16 protein-coding genes and 1 CRISPR repeat array are annotated in these 21,638 nt (G+C 59.2%); of the genes, 7 read left to right on the top strand and 9 right to left on the bottom strand.

Features of this window, described 5'->3' with window-relative positions; translation table 11 throughout:
• Nucleotides 1-66: 66 nt before the first annotated feature.
• The 4 genes from WMO17_RS04175 to WMO17_RS04190 all read left to right on the top strand — a co-directional run bounded on the left by WMO17_RS04175 (nucleotide 67) and on the right by WMO17_RS04190 (nucleotide 3,034).
• Nucleotides 67-474: a holo-ACP synthase gene (locus WMO17_RS04175; protein WP_097774455.1), complete on the top strand. Its 408-nt coding sequence runs from the start codon at nucleotides 67-69 to the stop codon at nucleotides 472-474.
• A 136-nt stretch (nucleotides 475-610) separates the two neighbouring features.
• The gene (locus WMO17_RS04180) at nucleotides 611-961 is read left to right on the top strand and encodes a type II toxin-antitoxin system PemK/MazF family toxin (RefSeq protein ID WP_005942608.1); all 351 of its coding nucleotides are present in this window, start codon (nucleotides 611-613) and stop codon (nucleotides 959-961) included.
• 273 nt (nucleotides 962-1,234) lie between these two features.
• The gene (nagA, locus tag WMO17_RS04185; protein WP_097777211.1) at nucleotides 1,235-2,371 is read left to right on the top strand and encodes an N-acetylglucosamine-6-phosphate deacetylase; all 1,137 of its coding nucleotides are present in this window, start codon (nucleotides 1,235-1,237) and stop codon (nucleotides 2,369-2,371) included.
• Between the two features lie 132 nt (nucleotides 2,372-2,503).
• Nucleotides 2,504-3,034: a LytR/AlgR family response regulator transcription factor gene (locus tag WMO17_RS04190; protein WP_349137577.1), complete on the top strand. Its 531-nt coding sequence runs from the start codon at nucleotides 2,504-2,506 to the stop codon at nucleotides 3,032-3,034.
• Nucleotides 3,035-3,545: 511 nt separating this feature from the next.
• Nucleotides 3,546-4,001: a CRISPR direct-repeat array (repeat unit 28 nt; unit sequence GGATCACCCCCGCGTATGCGGGGAAAAG).
• 35 nt (nucleotides 4,002-4,036) lie between these two features.
• Here WMO17_RS04190 and WMO17_RS04195 read toward each other — a convergent pair.
• The 9 genes from WMO17_RS04195 to ppdK form a co-directional block, all read right to left on the bottom strand.
• Nucleotides 4,037-4,429, bottom strand: a complete 393-nt coding sequence (locus WMO17_RS04195) for a 3'-5' exonuclease (protein WP_349137540.1) — start codon at nucleotides 4,427-4,429, stop codon at nucleotides 4,037-4,039.
• 47 nt (nucleotides 4,430-4,476) lie between these two features.
• Nucleotides 4,477-5,427, bottom strand: coding sequence for a type I-E CRISPR-associated endonuclease Cas1e (gene cas1e, locus WMO17_RS04200; RefSeq protein ID WP_349137541.1), 951 nt, complete (start codon nucleotides 5,425-5,427; stop codon nucleotides 4,477-4,479).
• 1 nt (nucleotide 5,428) lies between these two features.
• Nucleotides 5,429-6,061: a type I-E CRISPR-associated protein Cas6/Cse3/CasE gene (cas6e, locus tag WMO17_RS04205; RefSeq protein ID WP_349137542.1), complete on the bottom strand. Its 633-nt coding sequence runs from the start codon at nucleotides 6,059-6,061 to the stop codon at nucleotides 5,429-5,431.
• A gap of 15 nt (nucleotides 6,062-6,076) precedes the next feature.
• Entirely contained in the window at nucleotides 6,077-6,739 is a 663-nt protein-coding gene (gene cas5e, locus WMO17_RS04210; protein ID WP_349137543.1) for a type I-E CRISPR-associated protein Cas5/CasD, read from the bottom strand.
• Nucleotides 6,739-7,815 (bottom strand): type I-E CRISPR-associated protein Cas7/Cse4/CasC, encoded by a 1,077-nt coding sequence (gene cas7e / locus WMO17_RS04215; protein ID WP_349137544.1) that lies wholly within the window; start codon nucleotides 7,813-7,815, stop codon nucleotides 6,739-6,741. The genes cas5e and cas7e overlap by 1 nt, the downstream gene beginning before the upstream one ends.
• Nucleotides 7,816-7,817: 2 nt before the next feature.
• On the bottom strand, nucleotides 7,818-8,432 hold the full coding sequence (gene casB / locus WMO17_RS04220; RefSeq protein WP_005942572.1) for a type I-E CRISPR-associated protein Cse2/CasB: 615 nt from the start codon (nucleotides 8,430-8,432) through the stop codon (nucleotides 7,818-7,820).
• A gap of 12 nt (nucleotides 8,433-8,444) precedes the next feature.
• Complete coding sequence (casA, locus tag WMO17_RS04225; RefSeq protein ID WP_349137545.1) at nucleotides 8,445-10,079, bottom strand: type I-E CRISPR-associated protein Cse1/CasA; 1,635 nt, start codon at nucleotides 10,077-10,079, stop codon at nucleotides 8,445-8,447.
• Complete coding sequence (gene cas3, locus WMO17_RS04230; RefSeq protein WP_349137546.1) at nucleotides 10,060-12,780, bottom strand: CRISPR-associated helicase Cas3'; 2,721 nt, start codon at nucleotides 12,778-12,780, stop codon at nucleotides 10,060-10,062. The genes casA and cas3 overlap by 20 nt, the downstream gene beginning before the upstream one ends.
• A gap of 353 nt (nucleotides 12,781-13,133) precedes the next feature.
• The gene (ppdK, locus tag WMO17_RS04235) at nucleotides 13,134-15,800 is read right to left on the bottom strand and encodes a pyruvate, phosphate dikinase (RefSeq protein WP_349137547.1); all 2,667 of its coding nucleotides are present in this window, start codon (nucleotides 15,798-15,800) and stop codon (nucleotides 13,134-13,136) included.
• 423 nt (nucleotides 15,801-16,223) lie between these two features.
• Here ppdK and WMO17_RS04240 point away from each other — a divergent pair, with 423 nt between their 5' ends.
• The 3 genes from WMO17_RS04240 to mfd all read left to right on the top strand — a co-directional run bounded on the left by WMO17_RS04240 (nucleotide 16,224) and on the right by mfd (nucleotide 21,620).
• Nucleotides 16,224-16,982, top strand: coding sequence for a UDP-N-acetylglucosamine diphosphorylase (locus WMO17_RS04240; protein ID WP_154256356.1), 759 nt, complete (start codon nucleotides 16,224-16,226; stop codon nucleotides 16,980-16,982).
• Nucleotides 16,983-17,149: 167 nt separating this feature from the next.
• On the top strand, nucleotides 17,150-17,728 hold the full coding sequence (pth, locus tag WMO17_RS04245) for an aminoacyl-tRNA hydrolase (RefSeq protein ID WP_097774427.1): 579 nt from the start codon (nucleotides 17,150-17,152) through the stop codon (nucleotides 17,726-17,728).
• A gap of 418 nt (nucleotides 17,729-18,146) precedes the next feature.
• A complete protein-coding gene (gene mfd / locus WMO17_RS04250; RefSeq protein WP_349137548.1) occupies nucleotides 18,147-21,620 on the top strand; it encodes a transcription-repair coupling factor in 3,474 nt (1,157 codons plus the stop codon).
• Nucleotides 21,621-21,638: the final 18 nt, after the last annotated feature.

A 21,638-nucleotide genomic window follows, 5' to 3' on the forward strand; every position in this document is an offset into this window, starting at 1 on the left:
TTTCCGGTCCTGATTTTGCAGGCTGACGGCCTGCACCGCCGCAAATGCGGCAGAAGGAGGGCCTTTATGCTGTATGGCATCGGCTGCGACCTGTGCGAGATCGCGCATCTGGAAAAAAGCCTTACCGGCGCACACGCTGCAGCCTTTATCCGCCGGGTGTACGGCGAGGCCGAACGCGCTGCGCTGAGCCTTGACGAACCACTGCCCGCCGGGCGCAGCGCCGCCCACCGGCTTGCCAGCGCCGCAGCCAACTTTGCCGCCAAGGAAGCCTTTTTAAAGGCGGCAGGCACCGGCCTGCGGGAGCCGTTCTCCCTGTGTGAGATCGAGGCTGTCCGGCTGGAAAGCGGTGCACCTGCCTATCATTTTTCCGGCCAAACGGCGGAATGGATGCAGGCCCATGGCCTTGCCGCCCGGCTTTCTCTGAGCCACGAGGGCGGCATGGCGCTGGCCTTCTGCATACTGGAAACTCTATAAGCCTTTGTGCATACAATGGAATATCCCCTGCGCTGCATAACCGGCGCGCAGCCGGCTCATACTGAGATCAGACGAAGATGCGCCGGACGCATCACATAAGCGGGGCGCATCCTCCAAATGCAGGGAGGGAGATTCCATGGAGGTACACAGAGGAGAAGTTTTTTACGCAGATCTTTCGCCGGTGGTGGGGTCGGAGCAGGGCGGCGTGCGCCCGGTACTGATCGTGCAGAACGAGATCGGCAACCGGCACAGCCCTACCGTGATCGCTGCGGCCATTACATCCCGGCTGGACAAGGCCCGCCTGCCCACCCACATCAATATCCGGGCAGCGGATACCGGCCTTGCCAAGGACAGCGTGGTGCTGCTGGAGCAGATCCGCACGCTGGATAAACACCGCCTGCGGGAGCGGGCCGGGCAGATCACGCCGGAAGATCAGAAACGTGTGGATCAGGCTTTGGATGTAAGCCTGGGGCTTACTTCATATTAAGGGGCTGTTGCAAAACAGCTCTCTGAAAAGATCATGCACAAAACCCGGAACCTTTTTTCGGCCAAAACGGCTCAAAAAGGCTCCGGGTTTCTGATTTTACGCTGTTTCTTTGTGCAAGCTGCGATCGTTTTTTCATTTTCCAGCTTAATTTTTTTGAAAAGGCGCGCGAAGGCTGGTTATTCCCGCCAGAAAATGCTATACTTTTCTGTAGAATGGTTATGCTGTCGTGTGCAGCATATGCAGGTTTTATGATGATATCGGAGGGCTGATTATATGATCATCCAGAGCAAAAAAGTATGGATCGCCGACCAGTTCATTTCTGCCGCAGTCGAGCTGGAGCAGGGCAAGATCACCGGCATCTTCCCCTATGGTGAAAAGCAGGCCGATGTGGACTATGGCTCCAAGCGCATCGTGCCCGGTTTTATGGATATCCACTGCCATGGTGCCTACGAATTCGACACCAACGACGCAAAGCCGGAGGGCCTGCGCTACTGGGCAAAGCATATCGTCTCTGAGGGTGTGACCAGCTTTCTGGCCACTACCGTCACCCAGAGCGTGGAGGTGCTGACCAACGCCGTGGCCAATGTGGCCGACGTGATGGAGGGCAGCTACGAAGGTGCCGAGATCCTTGGCATCCACTTTGAAGGCCCCTACCTCGATATGAAGTACAAGGGCGCACAGCCTCCGGAGTACATCGCAAAGCCCAGCGTGGAGCAGTTCAAGCACTACCAGCAGGCAGCACGCGGCCACATCCGCTATGTGACCCTTGCACCGGAACACGACGAAGGGTTTGCACTGACCCATTACCTGACCGAGCACGGCGTGGTGGTCAGCATCGGCCATAGTGCCGCCACCTATGAGCAGGCCGTGATGGCCTATGCCAACGGTGCCCGCTCCATGACCCACGTGTACAACGGCATGTCCCCCTTCGCCCACCGCGCCAACGGTCTGGTGGGCGCAGCCTACCGCATCCGCACCATGTACGGCGAGATCATCTGCGACGGCTGCCACTCCACCCCTGCTGCCCTGAACAACTACTTCATGAGCAAAGGCCCGGATTACGCCATCATGATCTCGGATGCACTGATGGCCAAGGGCACCCCCATTGGCAGCGAGTACATCTTTGGCGGCAACCATATCACCATCTACCCGGACGGCAGTGCCCATCTGGACAACGGCACGCTGGCCGGTTCCACTTTGAACATCAACAAGGGCCTGCGCATTCTGGTGGAGGAGGCCATGGTGCCCTTCAACTATGCACTGAACGCCTGCACCATCAACCCGGCACGCTGCCTGCATCTGGACGACCGCAAGGGTTCCATCCAGATCGGCAAGGATGCCGACCTTGTGGTGCTGGACGACAACTACGATGTGCTGCAGACCTACTGCATGGGCAAGGCCCAGCTGTAATTTCTGGCTGACGCGAACAAAGGATGTGTTAAACCCGTTATGATCCAGATCGCCTTCTGCGACGATGACTAAACAGTTCTGGACCAGCTCTCTGCCCTGCTGGAAAAATATCGCGCCCAGCGCTGTGTCCAGATCCAGTGCACAGCCTTTCGCAGCCCGCTGGATCTGCTGGCCGAGATCGAAAAGGGCACCCGGTACGATATCCTGTTTCTGGATGTCATCATGCCGGCCGAAAACGGCATTACCGCCGCCAAGGAGATCCGGCAGTACGATAACGTCGTCAAGATCATCTTTCTTACTTCTTCCGCCGAGTTTGCAGTGGAATCCTATGTGGTGGGTGCCTATTTCTACCAGCTCAAGCCCATCTGGGAGGACAGCTTTTTCCGTCTGACGGATTCGGTGATCGCCGAGTGCCGCCGCGCCGACCAGCGCAGCCTGATCCTGCGCTGCAAGACCGGCATCTCCCGCATCGATCTGGACCAGCTGCTCTACTGTGAAGTGCTGGGCCGCGCTGCAGGATGCCACCGAGCTGGTCGTCACCCTGCCGCTGCTGCTGGCACTGGTGCACTGGATCGCGCCTTCGGTGCGCGCGCTGTCGCACTCTTCGCTCAAGCTGCAGCTGCAGTTCGGCGTGGACGGCAGCGCAGGTTTTTACCGCATTGAAAAGTCCGGCACCTTGCTCCGCCTGAAGGCAGAATAAAATCACAGTGCGCATTCGTTCCACCCTTAATACGCAAAATACCCCTCGGCTCCCGCAGCAGGAAACCGAGGGGTATTTGTTATGCTTTATTTGTGTTATTTGTGTCGGTTCAAGCCCTTACGCGATCACTTGCGGGGATTCTTGATCGCAGCCTGGGCGGGCGATAAAATTGCAGAGTTCTCCTTTCCAGAAATATCATTTCACTTTCCGTTGCGCCCGTGGTTCTTTTTTGTAAGCCCCGCGTATGCGGGGAAAAGGCGCACCATTCCGCGCCGGCGCTCTGCCGCTCCGGATCACCCCCGCGTATGCGGGGAAAAGTTATATCCCATCTGCTCTAGCATAGATCTCTGGGGATCACCCCCGCGTATGCGGGGAAAAGCAAAAGAAGAGCCCTACCGGCCTTGTCACCCGGGGATCACCCCCCGCATGTGCGGGGAAAAGAGCGCAGTACCGCTTGCAACGCCGGTGCGGGTGGGATCACCCCCGCATGTGCGGGGAAAAGCACCGTTCGGTGGGTTTGCCAAAGTCCCGGGTGGGATCACCCCCGCGTATGCGGGGGAAAAGATCGGCAAAGCCGCTGCACTCGTATAACTCCTGGGATCACCCCCGCGTATGCGGGGAAAAGGGGGATGGCAGCAGCGCAGCGGCTGCTGAACCAGGATCACCCCCGCGTATGCGGGGAAAAGTGCTGTTGAGCCCATTCTTTCAGCCCATGCCCGGGATCACCCCCGCGTATGCGGGGAAAAGAGTTTTTGCATCCACTCGCTTGTGTAATAGCCGGGATCACCCCCGCATGTGCGGGGAAAAGAAAAACTGCTTGGAAAGGGGAGGGGAAAAAGCAGGATCACCCCCGCATGTGCGGGGAAAAGCAAATCAAAGGCTTTAAGCATGATGGACACATGGGATCACCCCCGCATGTGCGGGGAAAAGACTAAAAAGATCCCGTAGCACCGTGTCTCCTGTTGCTATTGTACCGCTGTTTCCTTCAGTTTGCAATAAACCTGTTGTATCAGACGGCAGTCCGGCAGGGCGCGATGCTCCACTTTTTCTGCCAGCTGAAAATGCTGTGCCAGCGTCACCAGCTTATAATTTGCGATCCTTGTAAGGTTTCGGCGGGCAAGTTGTGCAAGGTCGATCTGGCGGTTGGTCGGTGCCGGAAAGCCATATCGTTTGCAGGTCATGCGCAGAAACTCCAGATCAAAGGCAATATTATGTCCCACCAGTGGGGCTTTGCCAATAAACAACAAAAAGCTATTCAGCGCTTCCCGTGGTTCTGTTCCCTGCTGCAATTCCGCAGCGCTGAGTCCTGTCAGGGCTGTGATCTCTGCCGGAACGTTTTCTTCCACGCGGACCAGCATGGACAGATCCCCGCGCAGTTTTGGCGGGCAGTTCGTCATGGTGAGAACTACGATGTTTCATCACCCTCTTCTTCAAAATAATTGATGCCGTTGGCCACAGTGCCCACTTTGTTGTCCCACAGATAAACAGCTTCCGGCTCCTGTTCCCGCTCATCCGCATTCAGGAGCAGATACCGGATATCGTGCACCATGCGCTCCAAAATATGATGCTCTACCATGGCATCCCGCACCCGGCGGCGCACTACGGCCGGCAGGTCGTCCGGAGCCTGTGCCGCCACTTCAAAGGCGATGGGAATGGTCACCTCGGCCTTGTACAGGTCGGCAATATCGTACACAAAGGAGCACTCGTGCCCCACATGAACAAAGCCAAGACCCGGGGCGCAGCCCAATGCCACGATCACCGCGTGCGCCAGACCGTACAAACAGGCGTGCCCGGCAGAAAGCGCCTGATTGACGGCATCTCCCGATGCAAAATCCTCCGGGCGGTACAGTCGGCCGCTCCACGGAACACCGGTATCCTTGGAAGCTTTGCGGTATACCTGCCGCACACGGCTGCCCTCGCGTCCCCGCAGCTGCTGCATCGTCAGCCGGGAGATATCTTCGTCCGGGAAACGGAGCTGATACATCCTGCGTACCACATCCAGGTGCTTGCGGGTGTTGCTGACAAGCTCTGCCTGCCGCAGCAACAGCTGCGAGTGGGTGGTCAGGGGACGGCCATGGGCGTAATACCGCACACCGTGCTCACCTACCCAGACAGCACCCACGCCCGTGTCACCCATAAGTTCCATGGCACGGTGGGTCACCCGTGTACCCGGTCCCAGCAGCAGCACCGAGATGCCAGCCGCCGGGATCTGAACGATTCCTTTTTCGTCTGTAACGGTGATTGCGCCGTCCTGTCGGCCAAGGGTGCAGTGTTCCAGATACAGAAAGGTCATCCGGTCTTTCACCTGCGGCAGCGCCTGCAGGTCCGGCCGGATCATGCCCGGCATCTCGTCCATCTCAGTTTTCTCCGCGCATAACGGTCATCAGTCCAAGGCCATAGGCCTTGCCGCGCCCCATGCCCTGACACAGCAGTGCCCGGAACTGCTCTGCATCGGTCACCTGCAAAATGCCCTCATAGGTCACTGCCAACAGGGTCACCGGCCGGGTGCCGTGCTTGGCAAAGTGCTGCCACTGCACCCGGGTCACGGTAAATTCCTCCTCCCGCAGGGCAAAGCCGTGCTTTGCGGCGCGCTCCAACAGCCACTGCTTCTGGTACTGTGTCGTGCAATGTGCGGCTACAGTTCCCCGCGCTGCGGGGTTTTGGGGGTCTTTGCAGCTTTTGGTGGGGTTTGCGGTCAGCCGAAACTGCCAGCAGCTGCCCGGCTCCACCCGCTGCAAAAGCGGGTCGTAGCTGCGGGTCTCCGCAGCCGCTCCGGTGCCAAACTGCTCCACCACGCCGGACAGCTCTGGCGCATCTTCGCTGAGCAGCAGCAGATACAACCGCTCTCCCAGACGATCCAACCGCCACAGTCTGCGGCGGCGCTCCCCTGCAAAAGCGCTTTCCACTGCGCCATGCAGTTTTTGCGGTGCCGACAGCGCAGCCATGGTGCTGCGGCGGGTGGGATCTAGTTCTACCCGTGATAAATACATTCTCTCGCCCCCTTTTTACACTTCCCGGAACGGATCGTGCTCCGTAGTCTCCGGGCTGTCCGGCACTTTCTGCCAAAGCTCCCGTACCGAGCGGTAACCGTACTGCCGATGATGCGGGTCAAAGCTCACCGGCACATCCCGCTGCGGAGCCGTGCCCGGCTCCAGCGGGTCGGCGTCCAACAAGATCCGGCTCTGCCGTCCCGGACACAGGGGCGGTTCCGCTTGCAGCACCTCCTGCAAGCTGCCCGGGCGTACTCCCAGACAGAGCGGCAGGGTAGGCGGGCAGCAGCGGCGGCCGAGATACAGCGGAAACGCCGGGTGCAGCAGCGCCTGCTGCAGCTGCTGCAAAAGGGCGGTATCTTCGCTTTCGATCCCAGCCAGAAACACGGCGTCCTGCAAATAATGGCGGTAGGTCACATAAGAGGTCTTTTCATCCTGCGTCTTTGCCGTGTGGTAGTCCACCAGCAGCTGCCCTTCCCGCTCCACGCGGACGCCGAACCGCAGCCCGGTCAATCGGAGCAGTGCTTCGCGCTCGTCCCGCCGCAGCCCAAGAGCTGCCGCCAAAAGGCCGACCACGCCGCTCTTGGTGGGTTCACGGCCCGTCTTGCGGGTCTCAAATTTGGAGTCCGCGCCCCACGCCTGTAAAGGCGCTGCCAGCCGAAGCAACAGCGTTGCCATTACCCCACCTCATTTCCGGCAAGTGCATCCCGGACAGCCTTTTCCAGTGCGTCCAGCATAGCCTTTGCCGTCTGCGCCGGAGCCAGTTCCTCCAGCCCGCTGCCCACGGTAAAGCTTTGCGCCGGAGCCTCGGCAAAGCTGCTGTACATCTGCTGCGCATACTGTGCCAGTGCCGCCTTGGAAGGCGCGGCATACCCCTGCGCACTGCGGGGCACGGCACGCTCGAATGCGCCGCACAGGTTCACCGGCTGATCCTCCCGCAGGGTCACATATACCGCATCCGGCAGAGTGCGGTTTGCAAAGGTGTTCTGCTTGCCGGTGGGCATGGAGAACAAAAACGCCTCACCAAAGGCCCGCACCGTTTCCGCGGTCTGCGCTGCACCCAGCTGCCCGGCCAGCTCCATCACGTTCACTGTGGCATAGCGGTACAGGGTGGAGGAGTTGTACTCCACCGTGCCCAGATGGCCTGCACCGGCGTTGTCCTCTGCTTGACAGTCATCCACGGCGGTAAAGTAATCGTACTCGTTCTGCACAGCATGAGTGGAGATGCTGTGCGCCACCTGCGCAGCGGCGTCATAGTTCAGAGAAGGGTCATCTGCCACCATGCGGCCAAACAGCGCCATGTCCATCGAGGGCGCTGCTTTCAGGGCATCCCGATACTGCTTTTTATCCGCAGAGCCCTCCACAGCCAGCTCTGCCAACGCCTTTGCCTGCGCAGTGCTCATGAAGAACAGCGCCTTGGTGACCGTATCATCCTTCTTGCTCTTTTCATCGAACTTGATGCCCGCATTCTCCAGCGCTTTCTTTGCCAGCTTGTCCGCATCCGCATCCGGAGCCAGTGGAAGGATCTGCTCCTTCACCAGATCGGCAACCTTTTTGGTGCGCTTGCCCACGTCCAGCTGAGCATTCTCCGCAAAGGCTGCGCGCATGGCATGCTTCCATGCCTGCGAGGATACCCGGGCGCGGAGCACACCGCCGTACACTGCCGTTTTTGGGCTGCCGGTATCATCCCGGTTGATGCAGCTGGGCGGGACGGTCTGCAAAATGTGGAAATCAACATACAGGCGCTTATTCATGATCAATTCTCCTTTTCTTTCTCATCCGGTGCAGGCTTCGGGTCGCGGTACAGGTCCTGTCCCCACCGCAGACGGACATTGGCGGGGGTCTGCGCATACCGCGGGTCGGTGCATTGCAATTCATACAGGTCTGCCGCAAGCTGCGGATAGTCCAGCGGAATGCCGCCATCCTTTGCCGCACTCAACAGCTGGATCATGCCCCGCAGATGGTGGCTGATCTCGGTGATTTCTTCTGCGGTGGCCAGCGCGTTGAACCGCCGGAGCACGCTAGCCTCGGTCCAGTCCTGTCCGGCACTGTTCCGCTCTGCCAGCTGCCGCACCGCACGCCCCAGCGTGTTGCCGGGGCAGTTCATAAGGCGGTCGTTCCCCTGCTGATGCATAGCATACAGGGTCAGGGCGAGGTAGACCGCCCACTCTGCCGCCGAGGGAGCACTGCGGCCCTGAAAGCTTTCCGGCATTTCCAGCAAAAAGCTTCCCCACAGTTCCGGCAGATCGCCGGGTGCGTGGCCGATGCCCCGACGCAGCTTTGCCAGTTCTGCCCGCCGCTGGTTGTCCGGCAGAGCCTGAAGCCTGTGCAGCTGCTGCGCCGCATACAGTTTGACGTCCTGTGTTTTCATACAATTCCCCCTTTATGGTTCTGTTTTGGGATAGATCTCCCAAAGCCTTGTGCGGAAACGATTATAGGCCTTTGGCGAGGTATACAGGATGGTGCACTCGGTCTTTTTATCCTTATCCACCACAATGCGGTGTCCCTTCAGGGCGGCATTTCCGGCCTCCATCACCATCTGTTTTCCCAGCTTTTCCGCGATGTTTCGCGCCTGCGCCTGCCAGCGCAGCGCTGCCTCATCCGGGTCGTCCTGCTCCGGGTCGATCGCCTGCAGCCACTGCCGGAAAGGCTGATCCACTGCAAAGTAGAATTGTGCACGGGCGTCCTCCGTTACCTTTTGCTTATCCTTGAACCCTTTCACTTTATTGTAGTCCAATCCCCCGGCAAGCTTCAGTTCCACGCACAGTGTGCCAATGTTTTTGGCAGTTTCTTCACAGCGCTGTACTTCCCGGTTTATCCGCACCGTCCATTTTCGGCCAAGATCATTTAGCGTAGCAAGTTGCATTTCCAACTGGTCAGTATACACATCCTTAACAGATGCTCCCTGATCGTCATATCGTATTCCGACCACACTAATCACGATCTGTTCTTTTTTGCTCAGAATTCGCAGACTTTGCAGCTTTTGATTCCATATCAGAACACCCGGTTTACGGCCCTCCGGGTCTAGCATGGCGGGAAGTTCTCGCCACAGCTGCTTTCCCATCTCATGCTGTTGCGGTTCATAGGTCACCTTTTCATTTTCCTTCGATGTTCTGCGCCAAAGAGTCATTTGCTCGCCAAACGCATTTTCGCTGTCCCAATAGTCTCCGCCCAACACCTCATACCCGACTACACCGGGCATTTCTTCTGAGCGTATCAGCAAAATGCGTCTGGATTGCAGGGTCAAAAGTTCTGCCTGATTTTTCGGCATCACAATCTCAACGCTCTGTTCCGTTCTGGCGTGCTCCCGCTCCCAGCAAGGCAGTTGCTTTTCCCGTAGAGCATCCTGCTCTGTCGAAAACGCCATATTCCGCAGCAGCGTTTCGTACAGATTTTTCCCCTTAACAGCCACAAACCCAATCTGCCCCAGCCAACCAACACCATGCCTTGGCTTATTGCCAGCCTTCGGGCGGCCGCCGCGTTCATCGTATCCATTTTGATAAATCAGCCATCGAGCTGCCTGTGCATAGGTGAGTACCGCACATTCTGCTTTTGAAATGTTCTGAAATAGCGGCGTTTTATTACCGCTTTCCGCTCGTTCCCCGTTCAACTTTTTTCCGTCAAACGCAATGCCATTGCTAAGGGTCGGCACCTGCCAGAAGGGGTGTGTCGGGTGGAACAGCCAGAAGCGGTCCTTCCACTGCTCCAGGTAGTCCCGGACAGGCTCTGCCGGGAAATGCCCAAGCTGCCACAGCTCGCTCCAGCGCTCCAGTGCATCATCGCTCTGTGCCAGCGGTTGGGGTTTTCCCTTTGCATCCACCCGGGAGAACACGGTGAACAGCACCGCCAGCAGCAGCCGCAGCACGGCGGCATCCTGCGTGGGCATTTCGCCTGCCAGATCCACATAATCCTGCGCATGGAGCAGTGCGTCCGTCAAAGAAACTTCCTGCACCGTATTGTCTGGCCGACGAACCCGGACCCACGGCTCCGTCAACAGGTTAAATTCGATTTCCTTCATCCGTTTCCTCCTTTTGGTAGGTCAGGCCGTTTTCACGGTCATAACAAAGCTCCATGCCCGCAAGATGGGCGGTCAGGTTTTCGTCCAGTAGCAACACCAGCTCTCCGTGCAGCAGCGGAGACAGCTGCCACGCCGCAAGGCGGCTGCGGTTATCCGCTTCCAACTCCCGGATGACCCTATCCACCTTCCACGCTTTGCCGAACACCGCCGGGAGCCGCAGCTTCTGCCGGGCAATCTTCAGTGCCGTTTCCGGCGGGGGCGGGCTGTCAGCAGCTACGGCGCTGCCACCCTCCTGCCACGGCAGAAAGTGGATGCTGCCGTCTGCCCGACACTGCATTACAAGCACCTCTACCGAGGGGTCGCCGTCCCGCACTGCTGCCCGCGCCGCCGGGTCGGAGCGGGCACCCTCGTTCTGCATCCAGTCGTCCAGCGTATTCAACTGCGCCAGCCGGTGCGTTTCCGGCTGCGGCACAAGGTACGCCTCGGCGCGCGCTTTCTTTTTCTCCTGCGTCTGCTCATATACGCAGCGCATTTCCTCCCCCTGCGCTCCACCGGGAGCTTCCCGCTCCCAGCCGTAGACCTGCTGCACCAGCGGAGAGATTTCCTCCGGCAGCCGGATGCTCCGGGGCAGAAACTTCCGGGTGCGCCAGAGCAACCACTGTCCATATACCGCCTCGCTGCCCGCATCAAAGGCATTTTCCCCGGTGTCCAGCACCGCGCAGCAGGCCTGCTGCAATGGGGCGGGGCGGCTGCGGCGGTGACGGTGCAACCGTCCGATGCGCTGCAACAGCAGATCCATGGGGCAAAGCTCTGTAACAAGAACATCCAGATCAATGTCCAGCGACTGCTCCATTACCTGCGTGCCCACCACGATCAGGTCGTTCCGGCGCTCCGGTGCAGAGCCCTTGCCAATGCGTGCCATCAGCTGGTTTTCCCGCGCTGCGCGGTCCGGCATCAGGAACTGCGCATGGAACAGCTGCACCTCTTTGTCCGGCAGGCTTTCCCGCAGCAGCTGCGCGATCTTCTGCGCTTTTTTGACTGTGTTGACGATCACTCCCGCGCAGCCGCCCTCTGCCAGCTTCCGGCGCAGCAGCGCGGGCAGCTCCGGCTCTGTGAGCGTGGTCAGCTGCACCGTTTTACCGGGTGCGTCTGGTGGGATGGCCGTCTGCTTTACCTCTGCGCCGTCCGTCCATGTCAACAGCGGATAACCGCAGCTGGTCTTCCATGGGGCGTCCGGGACAGCCTTTTTCTGCTGGTAAGCCTCGACCAGTTCCGCGCGCCGCCGGGCAGGCAGGGTGGCTGACAGCAGGATGACCGGCACCTTGTACCAGCCCAGCCATTCCAGTGCCCGGTCCAGGTAGCAGTTCATGTAGGTATCGTAGGCGTGGCACTCGTCAATAATTACCACCTTGCCTGCAAGCCCCAGATGCCGCAGCATAACGTGCTTCTGGGCAAGTGCCGCCAGCAGCAACTGATCCACTGTGCCAATCACAAAGTTTGCCAGCAGTGCCTGCTTGTTTCCCCGAAACCACTGGTGTACCTGCACCTGAAGCGCTTCCTGCGCGTCCTCCTCCAACTGCACCCCGCGCCCCTGCAGCCGCAGATAGCACTCGTTCAGTTCTGCCATGCCGTGTGCCAGCTTTATAGCCTGCGGCAGCGTCTCCTCAGACTGTGTGTCTGCCCAGCCAAGCAGCCGGGGAAAGATGCCGTTTGCCGTGGCCTGTGTGGGCAGCCCGAAAAAGACACCACCCAGCCCGAACCGGCTGGCCATGACCTCCGCAGCGGCCAGCGCTGCCTCGGTTTTACCCACGCCCATCTGTGCTTCCAAAATCAGGATGCCCGGTTCCGCTGCGGTATCCACAGCCTCCAGAACAGCCCTCTGCACCGCATTGGGCGCAAAGCCGAACCGCACCGCAAACTCCTGCGGGTCTGCGATGCCCGGCTGTGCCTCCCACGGGAAGGGCAGCGCCAGTTTTTCCCAAGCCCTGTCCACCCGCGCCGGGTAATCCTCCATGCTGCCCAACTTCTCTACCGGGATCAGGGGAAAGTATTCCGTATTGCTGGCGATCCAGTCTGCCATGATCAGAAGCCCGGTCAGAAGCACTTCCTCCTGCGGATTCAGATCATCCAACTCCGCTGTGTCGTCAAAGCCACAGTCCTGCAAAACAGTCATGAGCAGTTCTGTCCAGAAGTCCTCCCAGACCTTTTTCTGTCCCTTGGGGTAGTAGTTGCTCTCCCAACCCTCTAACTGATCATCGACCGCCGCGCAGCTCTGTGGCTTGCCGTGGTGCGCCCCCACAATGGAGGCGATCCCGCCGGGGCAGTCATCCCACAGCAGGACTGCCTCGCCCGCCCGGGCATGCGGCGACTCCCGGCGGTTCTGTTCAGGACAGTCCAGCGGCGTCAACGTTTCCAGCCGCTGCCGCGCCTCCGGCAGGGTGCGCAGGATATTTGCCTGAAAGGCTACCGTAGCCTTGCCTATATCATGGATTCCACCCAAAAACCGGGCATGCGCGAGCAACGCTTCCTCGCACTCAAAGCCCATGGCCCGTTTTACGCTTTCGGGGAGCCACTGCCGGACTAGCCGCTCCATGATGCCCGCCGTATCCCACAGATGCATCCAGAGCGGCAGCCACAGGCTGGTATTTTCTGGGTCCGTTTTACCGGCCAAAAACCTTGTTTTATTCAACGTCCTTCGCATTTTTGCTCCTTTTCCGGTGTGTGCCTTCCATGTACCGAGCATAACAGATAATGTGTACTATAATCCGTACTTTTTGTATTTTATCTCCGCAAATGAAAAAAGCGGCACACCGGGTCGTGCCTCATCACAACGAAAGTGTCCTCGCAAGGTAAAGAAACATGCTATTTATAGCCCGGTTCCGTTTTCTGTTTCAAAGATACGCTTCTGCCCTTCTGCTGTCAATGACTCTGCGCCAATTCATCAAAGCTACAAAAAAACGATTTCTTTTTTGTATAAAAAACCGCCCCGGCTTCCATTGCGGAAACCGGGGCGGTTCGTTTGTTTTATTGGTGCTTTTTCAAGCGCTCACGCAATCACTTGCGGGGATTCTTGATCGCAGCCTGAGCGGCGGCCAGACGTGCGATGGGCACACGGAAGGGAGAGCAGCTGACGTAGTCCAGGCCGACGTTGTGGCAGAACTCCACGCTCGTGGGGTCGCCGCCGTGCTCGCCGCAGATACCCAGACCCAGATCGGGACGGGTCTCGCGGCCGTCGTGGGCAGCCATCTTGACCAGCTTGCCAACGCCGATCTGGTCCAGATGCTGGAACGGATCGCTCTCGTAGATCTTGTTCTCGTAGTATGCGCCCAGGAACTTGGCGGCATCATCACGGCTGAAGCCGAAGGTCATCTGGGTCAGGTCGTTGGTGCCGAAGCTGAAGAACTCGGCTTCCTTGGCGATCTCGCCGGCAGTCAGGGCTGCACGGGGGATCTCGATCATGGTACCGACCTGATACTTCATCTCAACGCCTGCAGCAGCGATCAGCTCGTCTGCGACCTTGACCACAACGTCCTTGACGAACTTCAGCTCCTTGACCTCGCCGACCAGCGGGATCATGATGTGCGGGGTGATCATATGGCCGGTCTCAGCAGAGACGTTCAGAGCAGCCTTGATCACAGCGCGGGTCTGCATCGCAGCGATCTCAGGGTAGGTAACAGCCAGACGGCAGCCACGGTGACCCATCATGGGGTTGAACTCGTGCAGAGAAGTAACCACGTTCTTCAGATCATCGAAGGTCATGCCCATATCGGCAGCCAGCTCCTTGATGTCCTCGTCCTTGGTGGGCAGGAACTCGTGCAGAGGCGGATCCAGATAACGAATGGTCATCGGGCGCTCACCCATGATGCGGTACATGGCCTCGAAGTCACCCTGCTGGAACGGCTCGACCTTGGCCAGAGCAGCTTCGCGCTCTTCCACGGTACGTGCGCAGATCATCTCACGCACAGCCTTGATGCGATCCTCTGCGAAGAACATGTGCTCGGTACGGCACAGGCCGATGCCCTCAGCACCCAAATCCACTGCCTGCTGTGCGTCGCGCGGGTTATCAGCGTTGGTCATGACCAGCAGCTGACGAGCAGCGTCTGCCCAGCCCATGAAGCGGTTGAAGTTCTTATTGCCGGTAGCGGCCACGGTAGCGACCTGCTCGCCGTAGATGTTGCCGGTAGAGCCGTCGATGGAGATCCAGTCGCCCTCGACGAACTTGTGGCCATTGATCTCGAAGGTCTTTGCTTCCTCGTCGATCTTGACCTCGTTGTCATTGCCGCAGCCGGAGACACAGCAGGTGCCCATACCACGGGCAACAACAGCTGCGTGGCTGGTCATGCCGCCGCGGACGGTCAGGATGCCCTGAGAAACCTGCATGCCCACGATATCCTCGGGGCTGGTCTCCAGACGGACCAGAACGACCTTCTTCATCTTGCCGGACTTGACCATCTCCTCTGCCTCTTCAGCAGTAAAGACGATCTGGCCGCAGGCAGAACCGGGAGAAGCTGCCAGACCCTTGCCGACGACCTCGGCGGCCTTCAGGGCAGCGGCATCGAACTGGGGATGCAGCAGGGTATCCAGCTGCTTGGGCTCCACGCGCAGGACAGCTTCCTGCTCGGTAATCATGCCCTCGTCCACCAGATCACATGCGATCTGCAGAGCAGCCTGAGCGGTACGCTTGCCGTTACGGGTCTGCAGCATGTACAGATGGCCGTCCTCGATGGTGAACTCCATATCCTGCATATCGCGGAAGTAGTTCTCCAGACGGGTCGCGATCTCAACGAACTGATCGTACACCTCAGGCATCTGATCCTTCAGATGGCTGATGGGAGAAGGAGTGCGCACGCCGGCCACAACGTCCTCGCCCTGTGCATTGATCAGGTACTCGCCCATCAGCTTCTTAGCGCCGGTGGCGGGGTCACGGGTGAATGCAACGCCGGTGCCGGAGCGGTCGCCAGAGTTGCCGAATGCCATCTGCTGAACGTTGACAGCGGTGCCCCACTCGTAGGGGATCTCGTTCATCTTACGATAGACATTTGCGCGGGGGTTGTCCCAGCTGCGGAAGACGGCCTTGACAGCCTCGATCAGCTGATCACGGGGATCCTGCGGGAAGGGACGGCCTTCGTTCTCCTCGTAGATCTTCTTGAAGGTGCCGACCAGTTCCTTCAGGTCATCAGCAGTCAGGTCCACGTCGTTCTTGACGCCCTTGGCTTCCTTCATCTTGTCGATCTCGACCTCGAACAGGCTCTTCGGGACCATCATAACGACGTCCGCGAACATCTGCACAAAGCGGCGGTAGCAGTCGTATGCAAAACGGGCGTTGCCGGTCTTCTTTGCCAGACCTTCAACAGCCTCGTCGTTCAGGCCCAGGTTCAGGATGGTGTCCATCATGCCGGGCATGGACTGACGTGCGCCGGAACGGACGGAGACCAGCAGGGGGTTCTGGTTATCGCCGAACTTCTTGCCGGTGATCTCTTCCAGACCCTTGAGGTGCTCAAAGATATCAGCAGTGATCTCGTCATTGATCTGACGGCCGTCTGCATAATACTGGGTGCAGGCGTCGGTGGTGATGGTGAAACCCTGCGGCACCGGCATACCGGCTGCGGTCATTTCTGCCAGACCAGCACCCTTGCCGCCCAGAGTATTCTTCATGGTGACTTTGTCGCCGCCGAAAGCATCATTGCCTTCGCTGAAGTAGTACAGATACTTTTTGCTCATGCGTTGTTTACCTCCCATTCGTGACTGCAGCACAGCCGCACCGCAGTCTCATCGTTTGCCTTGTCTTAAAAACTCGACCGATGAACATTGTTTGTGAATGCTAAACTATTATACCAGAAAATCCATTCCTTTCCACCATGCAAAATCCCGAATTTGTCTGTTATTTTTTATGCAAATCCCTTGAAATTTGCCAAGTTTTAAGGTAGTATAGAATGGGAGAAAGTTCGAGAGGTTTTTCGTTTTCTGATGCGGATTATCCGTCTGTTGGATACAACTTTCTATCCCTGTAATTTCAGCTTTTTCTTTTTTGTCGGCGCAAAGCTTCTGTTGTATCCATCTTTGGATATGGATGCATCATTTTTCCGGGTCGGGCCTTATCATCCACCCGCCGGGAGCCGCCGTGCCGGAAGGGAGATCTATCGTATGGAAAATTCTGTTTCTTCTGCTGCGCTGAATGCAGCGCGTGAGCAGCTGGATGCCGCCGAAGCCGCCCGCGAGGTCATTCTGCTGCAGCACATCGCAAACGGCGTGATCATCGACAGCCGCACCGTGCAGATCGCACCGGACGTGGTCATCGCCCCGGGTGCCGTCATTCTGGCCGGTACCATCCTGCGCGGCAGAACGGTCATCGGTGCGGGCTGCATCATCGGTCCCAACACCCTCATTGAGGACAGCATCGTAGACGAGGGCAGCACCGTCAACGCCAGTCAGGTATACAGCAGCCACATCGGCCCTCACAACAACATCGGCCCCTTCACCCATGTGCGGGTGAACACCGTCACCGACTACGGCGTGCATCTGGGTGCATACGTGGAGACCAAGAACTCCAACTTTGCCCGGGGCAACACGGTGAGCCACCTGACCTATATCGGCGACAGCGATGTGGGCAAGTACTGCAACTTCGGCTGCGGCACCGTCACCTGCAACTACGACGGCAAGGATAAGTTCCGCACCCAGATCGGCGATTACTGCTTCATCGGCTGCAACACGAACCTTGTGGCCCCCGTGAAGGTGGGCAATGGTGCCTATACCGCCGCCGGCAGCACCATCACCAAGGACGTGCCCGCACAGGCACTGGGCATCGCCCGGGAGCGCCAGACCAATCTGGAGGGCTGGGCAGAGCCCAAGATGGAAGCCTACATTGCCAAAAAAAAGAAGCTGGAAGACGAGCAGAGCAAGTAAGCTGTCCGTTTTTCGCGTACAGACCGCTGCACAGGATGGCCCTGCGCGGCGGTTTTTGTTTGCAGGTGCATCTTTTTCGCTTATAATGTATATCTTTTTACACGCGCGTATGTTATACTTAGGACTTGCATCGGACAATTTATCACAAAAAGGAAAATATAACACTCATGAATACAAATGACATCTGGCTGATTGCCGGTCTTGGCAACCCGGAAACAAAATACGACGGCACCCGCCACAATGCGGGCTATGCCGCGCTGGACTATCTGGCCGACAAGTGGGGCATTTCTGTCAGCAAAACCAAATTTGAAGGCCTGTGGGGTCAGGGCGAAGTGGACGGCCACAAGGTGGTGCTGCTCAAGCCCCTGACCTACATGAACCTTTCGGGCGACTCCATCGCCCCCACGGCGGGCTTTTTCAAGATTCCTGCCGACCACGTCATCGTTCTGTGCGACGATATCACCCAGAACCCCGGCAAGCTGCGCATCCGGCCCTCCGGCTCCGCAGGCGGACATAACGGCCTGAAGAGCATCATCGCCCGCTTGGGCGGGGAGAACTTCCCCCGCATCCGCATCGGCGTGGGTGCCAAGCCCCACCCGGACTACGACCTTGCCGCGTGGGTGCTGGGCAAGTTCCCGGCAGAGGATGCCAAGGCTCTGAGCGGCCGCTACCCTGATCTGGAAGCCGCCGCAAAGCTCATCATGGACGGCAAGCTGAGTCTGGCACAGAGCAAATATAACGGGTAAGAGCCCCATTTAAAACGCCCTCCGCTTGCGCTCTGGGCATTTTCAGCGGAATTTTATTTTTATTGTTTGTGTTTGTCGCGGCCTGCGGGCCGCTCCAAACACATTTTCACCGAGTGGGGCAGCACTGGCGAACTGCATTTATGTTCTTTGATGCATTTTGAGGTCACGCCCCCTCTCGTGAGAAAGCAGCAGAGAAAAGCCCGCAGGCTTTTCTCTGCTGCAAATAAAAAATAATCATCGCCATTGCCAAAGCGCAACAGCGACGACCGCCGCCAGTGGCGGAAACAGGGAGGAGTTGTTGGGGCAGCGGCCAGCAAGATGCGAGCGCCGCTCAAGGCGTGAAGCAGATGCTGGGTGCCGCAACCCGTCTGCGGCGGCAATTTCAAATCGTCATTCCAGTAGGAAAGGAGGTTTTTCCATGTACGAAGCCTTACTCAAGGCCACACCGGAATATCAAAAGATCGCGGCCAGCTTTGCGCAGCCCGGTCCTGCCGCGCTGTTCGGTCTGCCGCCCGCAGGCCGTGCCCTGCTGTACGCCGCGCTGCAAAAAGACCTTGGCCGGGTGCTGTGCATCGTGACCCCCGGCGAGGCCGAGGCCACCCACTTTGCGGACGACCTCAAGGCACTGGGGCTTGCCGCTGCGGTGTTCCCGCCCCGGGACTTTATGCTGCGCCCAGTGGAGGGCGCGGGCCGCGAGTACGAGTACCGCCGCCTTTCGGTGCTGGGCTCCCTTGCAGGCGGGCGGCTGAACGCGGTCTGCGTGCCCGCCGAAGCGCTTTTGCAATATACCGTGCCCCGGGATGAATTTTTAAAGAACACTCTTACCCTCAAACCCGGCATGGTGTACAACCGCGAGGGTCTTGTGGCCCGGCTGTTCGCCGCCGGGTATGTGCGGCGCAGTCAGGTAGACGGCCCGGGACAGTTCAGTGTGCGCGGCGATATTGTGGATATCTATGCGCCGGATATGCGCCAGCCTGCCCGCGTGGAGTACTGGGACGACGAGATCGATTCCATTTCTTCCTTCGACCTGCTCACCCAGCGGCGGGACAGCGCACTGGAAAAGATCTATCTTTCCCCTGCCCGCGAGGTGCTGTTCGGCGATACCGCCGAGACTGCCGAGGCCTTGCGTGCCGCCATCAAAAAGGCACGCGGCCGGCACCGCACCGCACTGGAAAAGGCCACGGAAGCCGACCTTGCTCAGCTGGACTCCGGCCTGATGCCGGAAGCCATGGATAAATACTACGGCCTGCGCTATCCGAGCCCGGCCACCCTGCTGGATCATCTGGACACACCGCTGTTCATTCTGGACGAGGTGGGCGGCATCCGGGATGCCCAGAAAGCCACCGAGTTCCGTCGCAGCGAAGAGCTGACCGGCCTGTTGGAAGAGGGTGTGCTCTGCCCCGGGCTGGATGTACTCTACCAGACCATGGACGACCTTGCCGCTGCCGCCCAGAAGCAGAGCACCCTGCTGTGCGAGAACTTCCTGCGCGGCATGAACGAATTTAAGCTGAAAGACCTCATCAACGCCGAGGCCTTTGCCGCCCCCAACTGGAACGGCGACCTTGCATCCCTGCGGGAGGATCTGGACCCCCTCATTGCGCAGGGCTATGCCGTCACCCTGTTTTCCGGAACGCCCAAGGGTGCCGCCGCCCTCACCCGCGACCTTGCCGACAAGGGCTACTCCGTGAGCATGAGCCGGGATGTGCGGCCCACAAAAGGCATCGTACAGGTGCTGCCGGGCCATCTGACCGCCGGGTGCACCTTTCCCTTTGCCCATGCGGCAGTGCTGTCCAGCCGCAGGCACGGTCTGGAGGAAGAGACCTCCGCCGAGACCAAAAAGCGCAAAAAGAACAAGAACGCCCTTTCCAGCCTTTCGGACATCAAGCCCGGGGACTATGTGGTGCACCAGAGCCACGGCATTGGCATGTATGCGGGCATCCAGCGGCTGGAAGTGCAGGGTGCCACGAAAGATTACCTCAAGGTACAGTATTCCGGCTCGGATGTGCTGTATGTTCCGGTGACCCAGCTGGACCTGCTGAGCCGCTACACCGCCCCCGGCGACGAGGAAAAGGTAAAGCTGGCAAAGCTGGGCGGTGCCGAGTGGCAGCGCACCCGCGCCAAGGTAAAAAAAGCCACCGAGGAAATGGCGCAGGAACTGATCGAGCTCTACGCCCGCCGCCGTCAGGCCACGGGCTACGCCTTCCCGCCGGACGGCGACTGGCAGCGGGACTTTGAGACCCGCTTTGACTACGACGAGACCGACGACCAGCTGAACGCCACCGCCGAGATCAAGCAGGACATGGAAAAGGGCTGGCCCATGGACCGCCTGCTGTGCGGCGACGTGGGCGTGGGCAAAACCGAAGTGGCCCTGCGCGCCGCCTTCAAGTGCGTGATGGGCGGCAAGCAGTGCGCCATCCTTGCCCCCACCACCCTGCTGGCGTGGCAGCACTACAACACCATTCTTTCCCGCATGGAAGCTTTTCCCGTAAAGGTGGAGATGATGTCCCGCTTCCGCACCGCAAAACAGCAGAAGGAGACCCTCCGGGGCCTGCAGTCGGGCAGTGTGGACATCGTGGTGGGCACCCACCGGCTGCTGTCCAAGGACGTGAAGTTCCATGACCTCGGCCTTGTCATCATCGACGAAGAGCAGCGCTTCGGTGTGAAGCACAAGGAAAAGCTCAAGGAGAACTTCATCGGGGTGGACATGCTCACCCTTTCGGCCACTCCCATTCCCCGCACGCTGAACATGGCCATGAGCGGAATCCGGGACCTTTCCACCATCGAGCAGCCGCCCATCGAGCGGCAGCCCGTGGAGACCTTTGTGCTGGAATACAACGACGTGATCCTTGCCGAAGCCATGAAGAAGGAGCTTGCCCGGGGCGGGCAGGTGTACTACCTGCACAACCGGGTGGACAACATCGAAGCCTGCGCCGCCCATGTGAGCAAGCTGGTGCCCGGCGCACGCATCGGCATTGCCCACGGCAAGATGACCGAGGAAGAGCTGAACCCCGTGTGGCAGCATCTGCTGAACGGCGAGATCGATATTCTGGTGTGCACCACTCTCATCGAGACCGGCATCGACGTGCGCAACTGCAACACCCTCATCATCGAGGATGCCGACCGCATGGGCCTTGCCCAGCTGTACCAGATCAGAGGCCGGGTGGGCCGCTCCGGCCGCAAGGCCTATGCCTACTTCACCTTCCGGCGGGACAAGACCCTGACCGATATCGCCCAGAAGCGGCTCTCCGCTATCCGGGAGTTCACGGCCTTCGGCTCCGGCTTCCGCATCGCCATGCGGGATCTGCAAATTCGCGGTGCAGGCAGTCTTCTGGGCCACAGCCAGCACGGCCACATGGAGGCCGTGGGCTACGACCTCTACGTGAAGATGCTGGGGCAGGCCATCGCCCGGGCCAAGGGCGAACCTGTCCGGCGGGACAAGAGCGAATGCCTTGTGGACCTGCGGGTGGATGCCTTCATCCCGGAGAAATATATCGCAGACGGCCCGGGCCGCATTGAAGCTTATAAGCGCATTGCCGCCATCCAGACGGCAGAGGATGCCGCCGATGTGCTGGACGAGCTCATCGACCGCTACGGCGACCCGCCGCCCTCGGTGAGCGATCTGGTGAACGTGTCGCTGGTACGCGTGCAGGCCAGCACTGTGGGCGTGACCGAAGTGACCCAGAAAAAGGACACCCTCACCCTGCAGCTGGAAAGTCTGGAGCTGCCCATGATCCGGGGCCTGCTGGTGGCCTTCAATGGCCGCGTCACCGCCGGTGCAGGCAACCGGCCCTATCTCTCGGTCACGCTTCAGCCCGACGAAAAGCCGCTGGAGCTGCTGCAAAGCATCCTCAAGGCGATGGCAGAGATCCTTGCCTCCGCCGAGCAAAAATAAACATCATAGGAGCATTAC

This window comes from Faecalibacterium faecis, assembly GCF_040096475.1.
GTDB lineage: Bacteria > Bacillota > Clostridia > Oscillospirales > Ruminococcaceae > Faecalibacterium > Faecalibacterium taiwanense.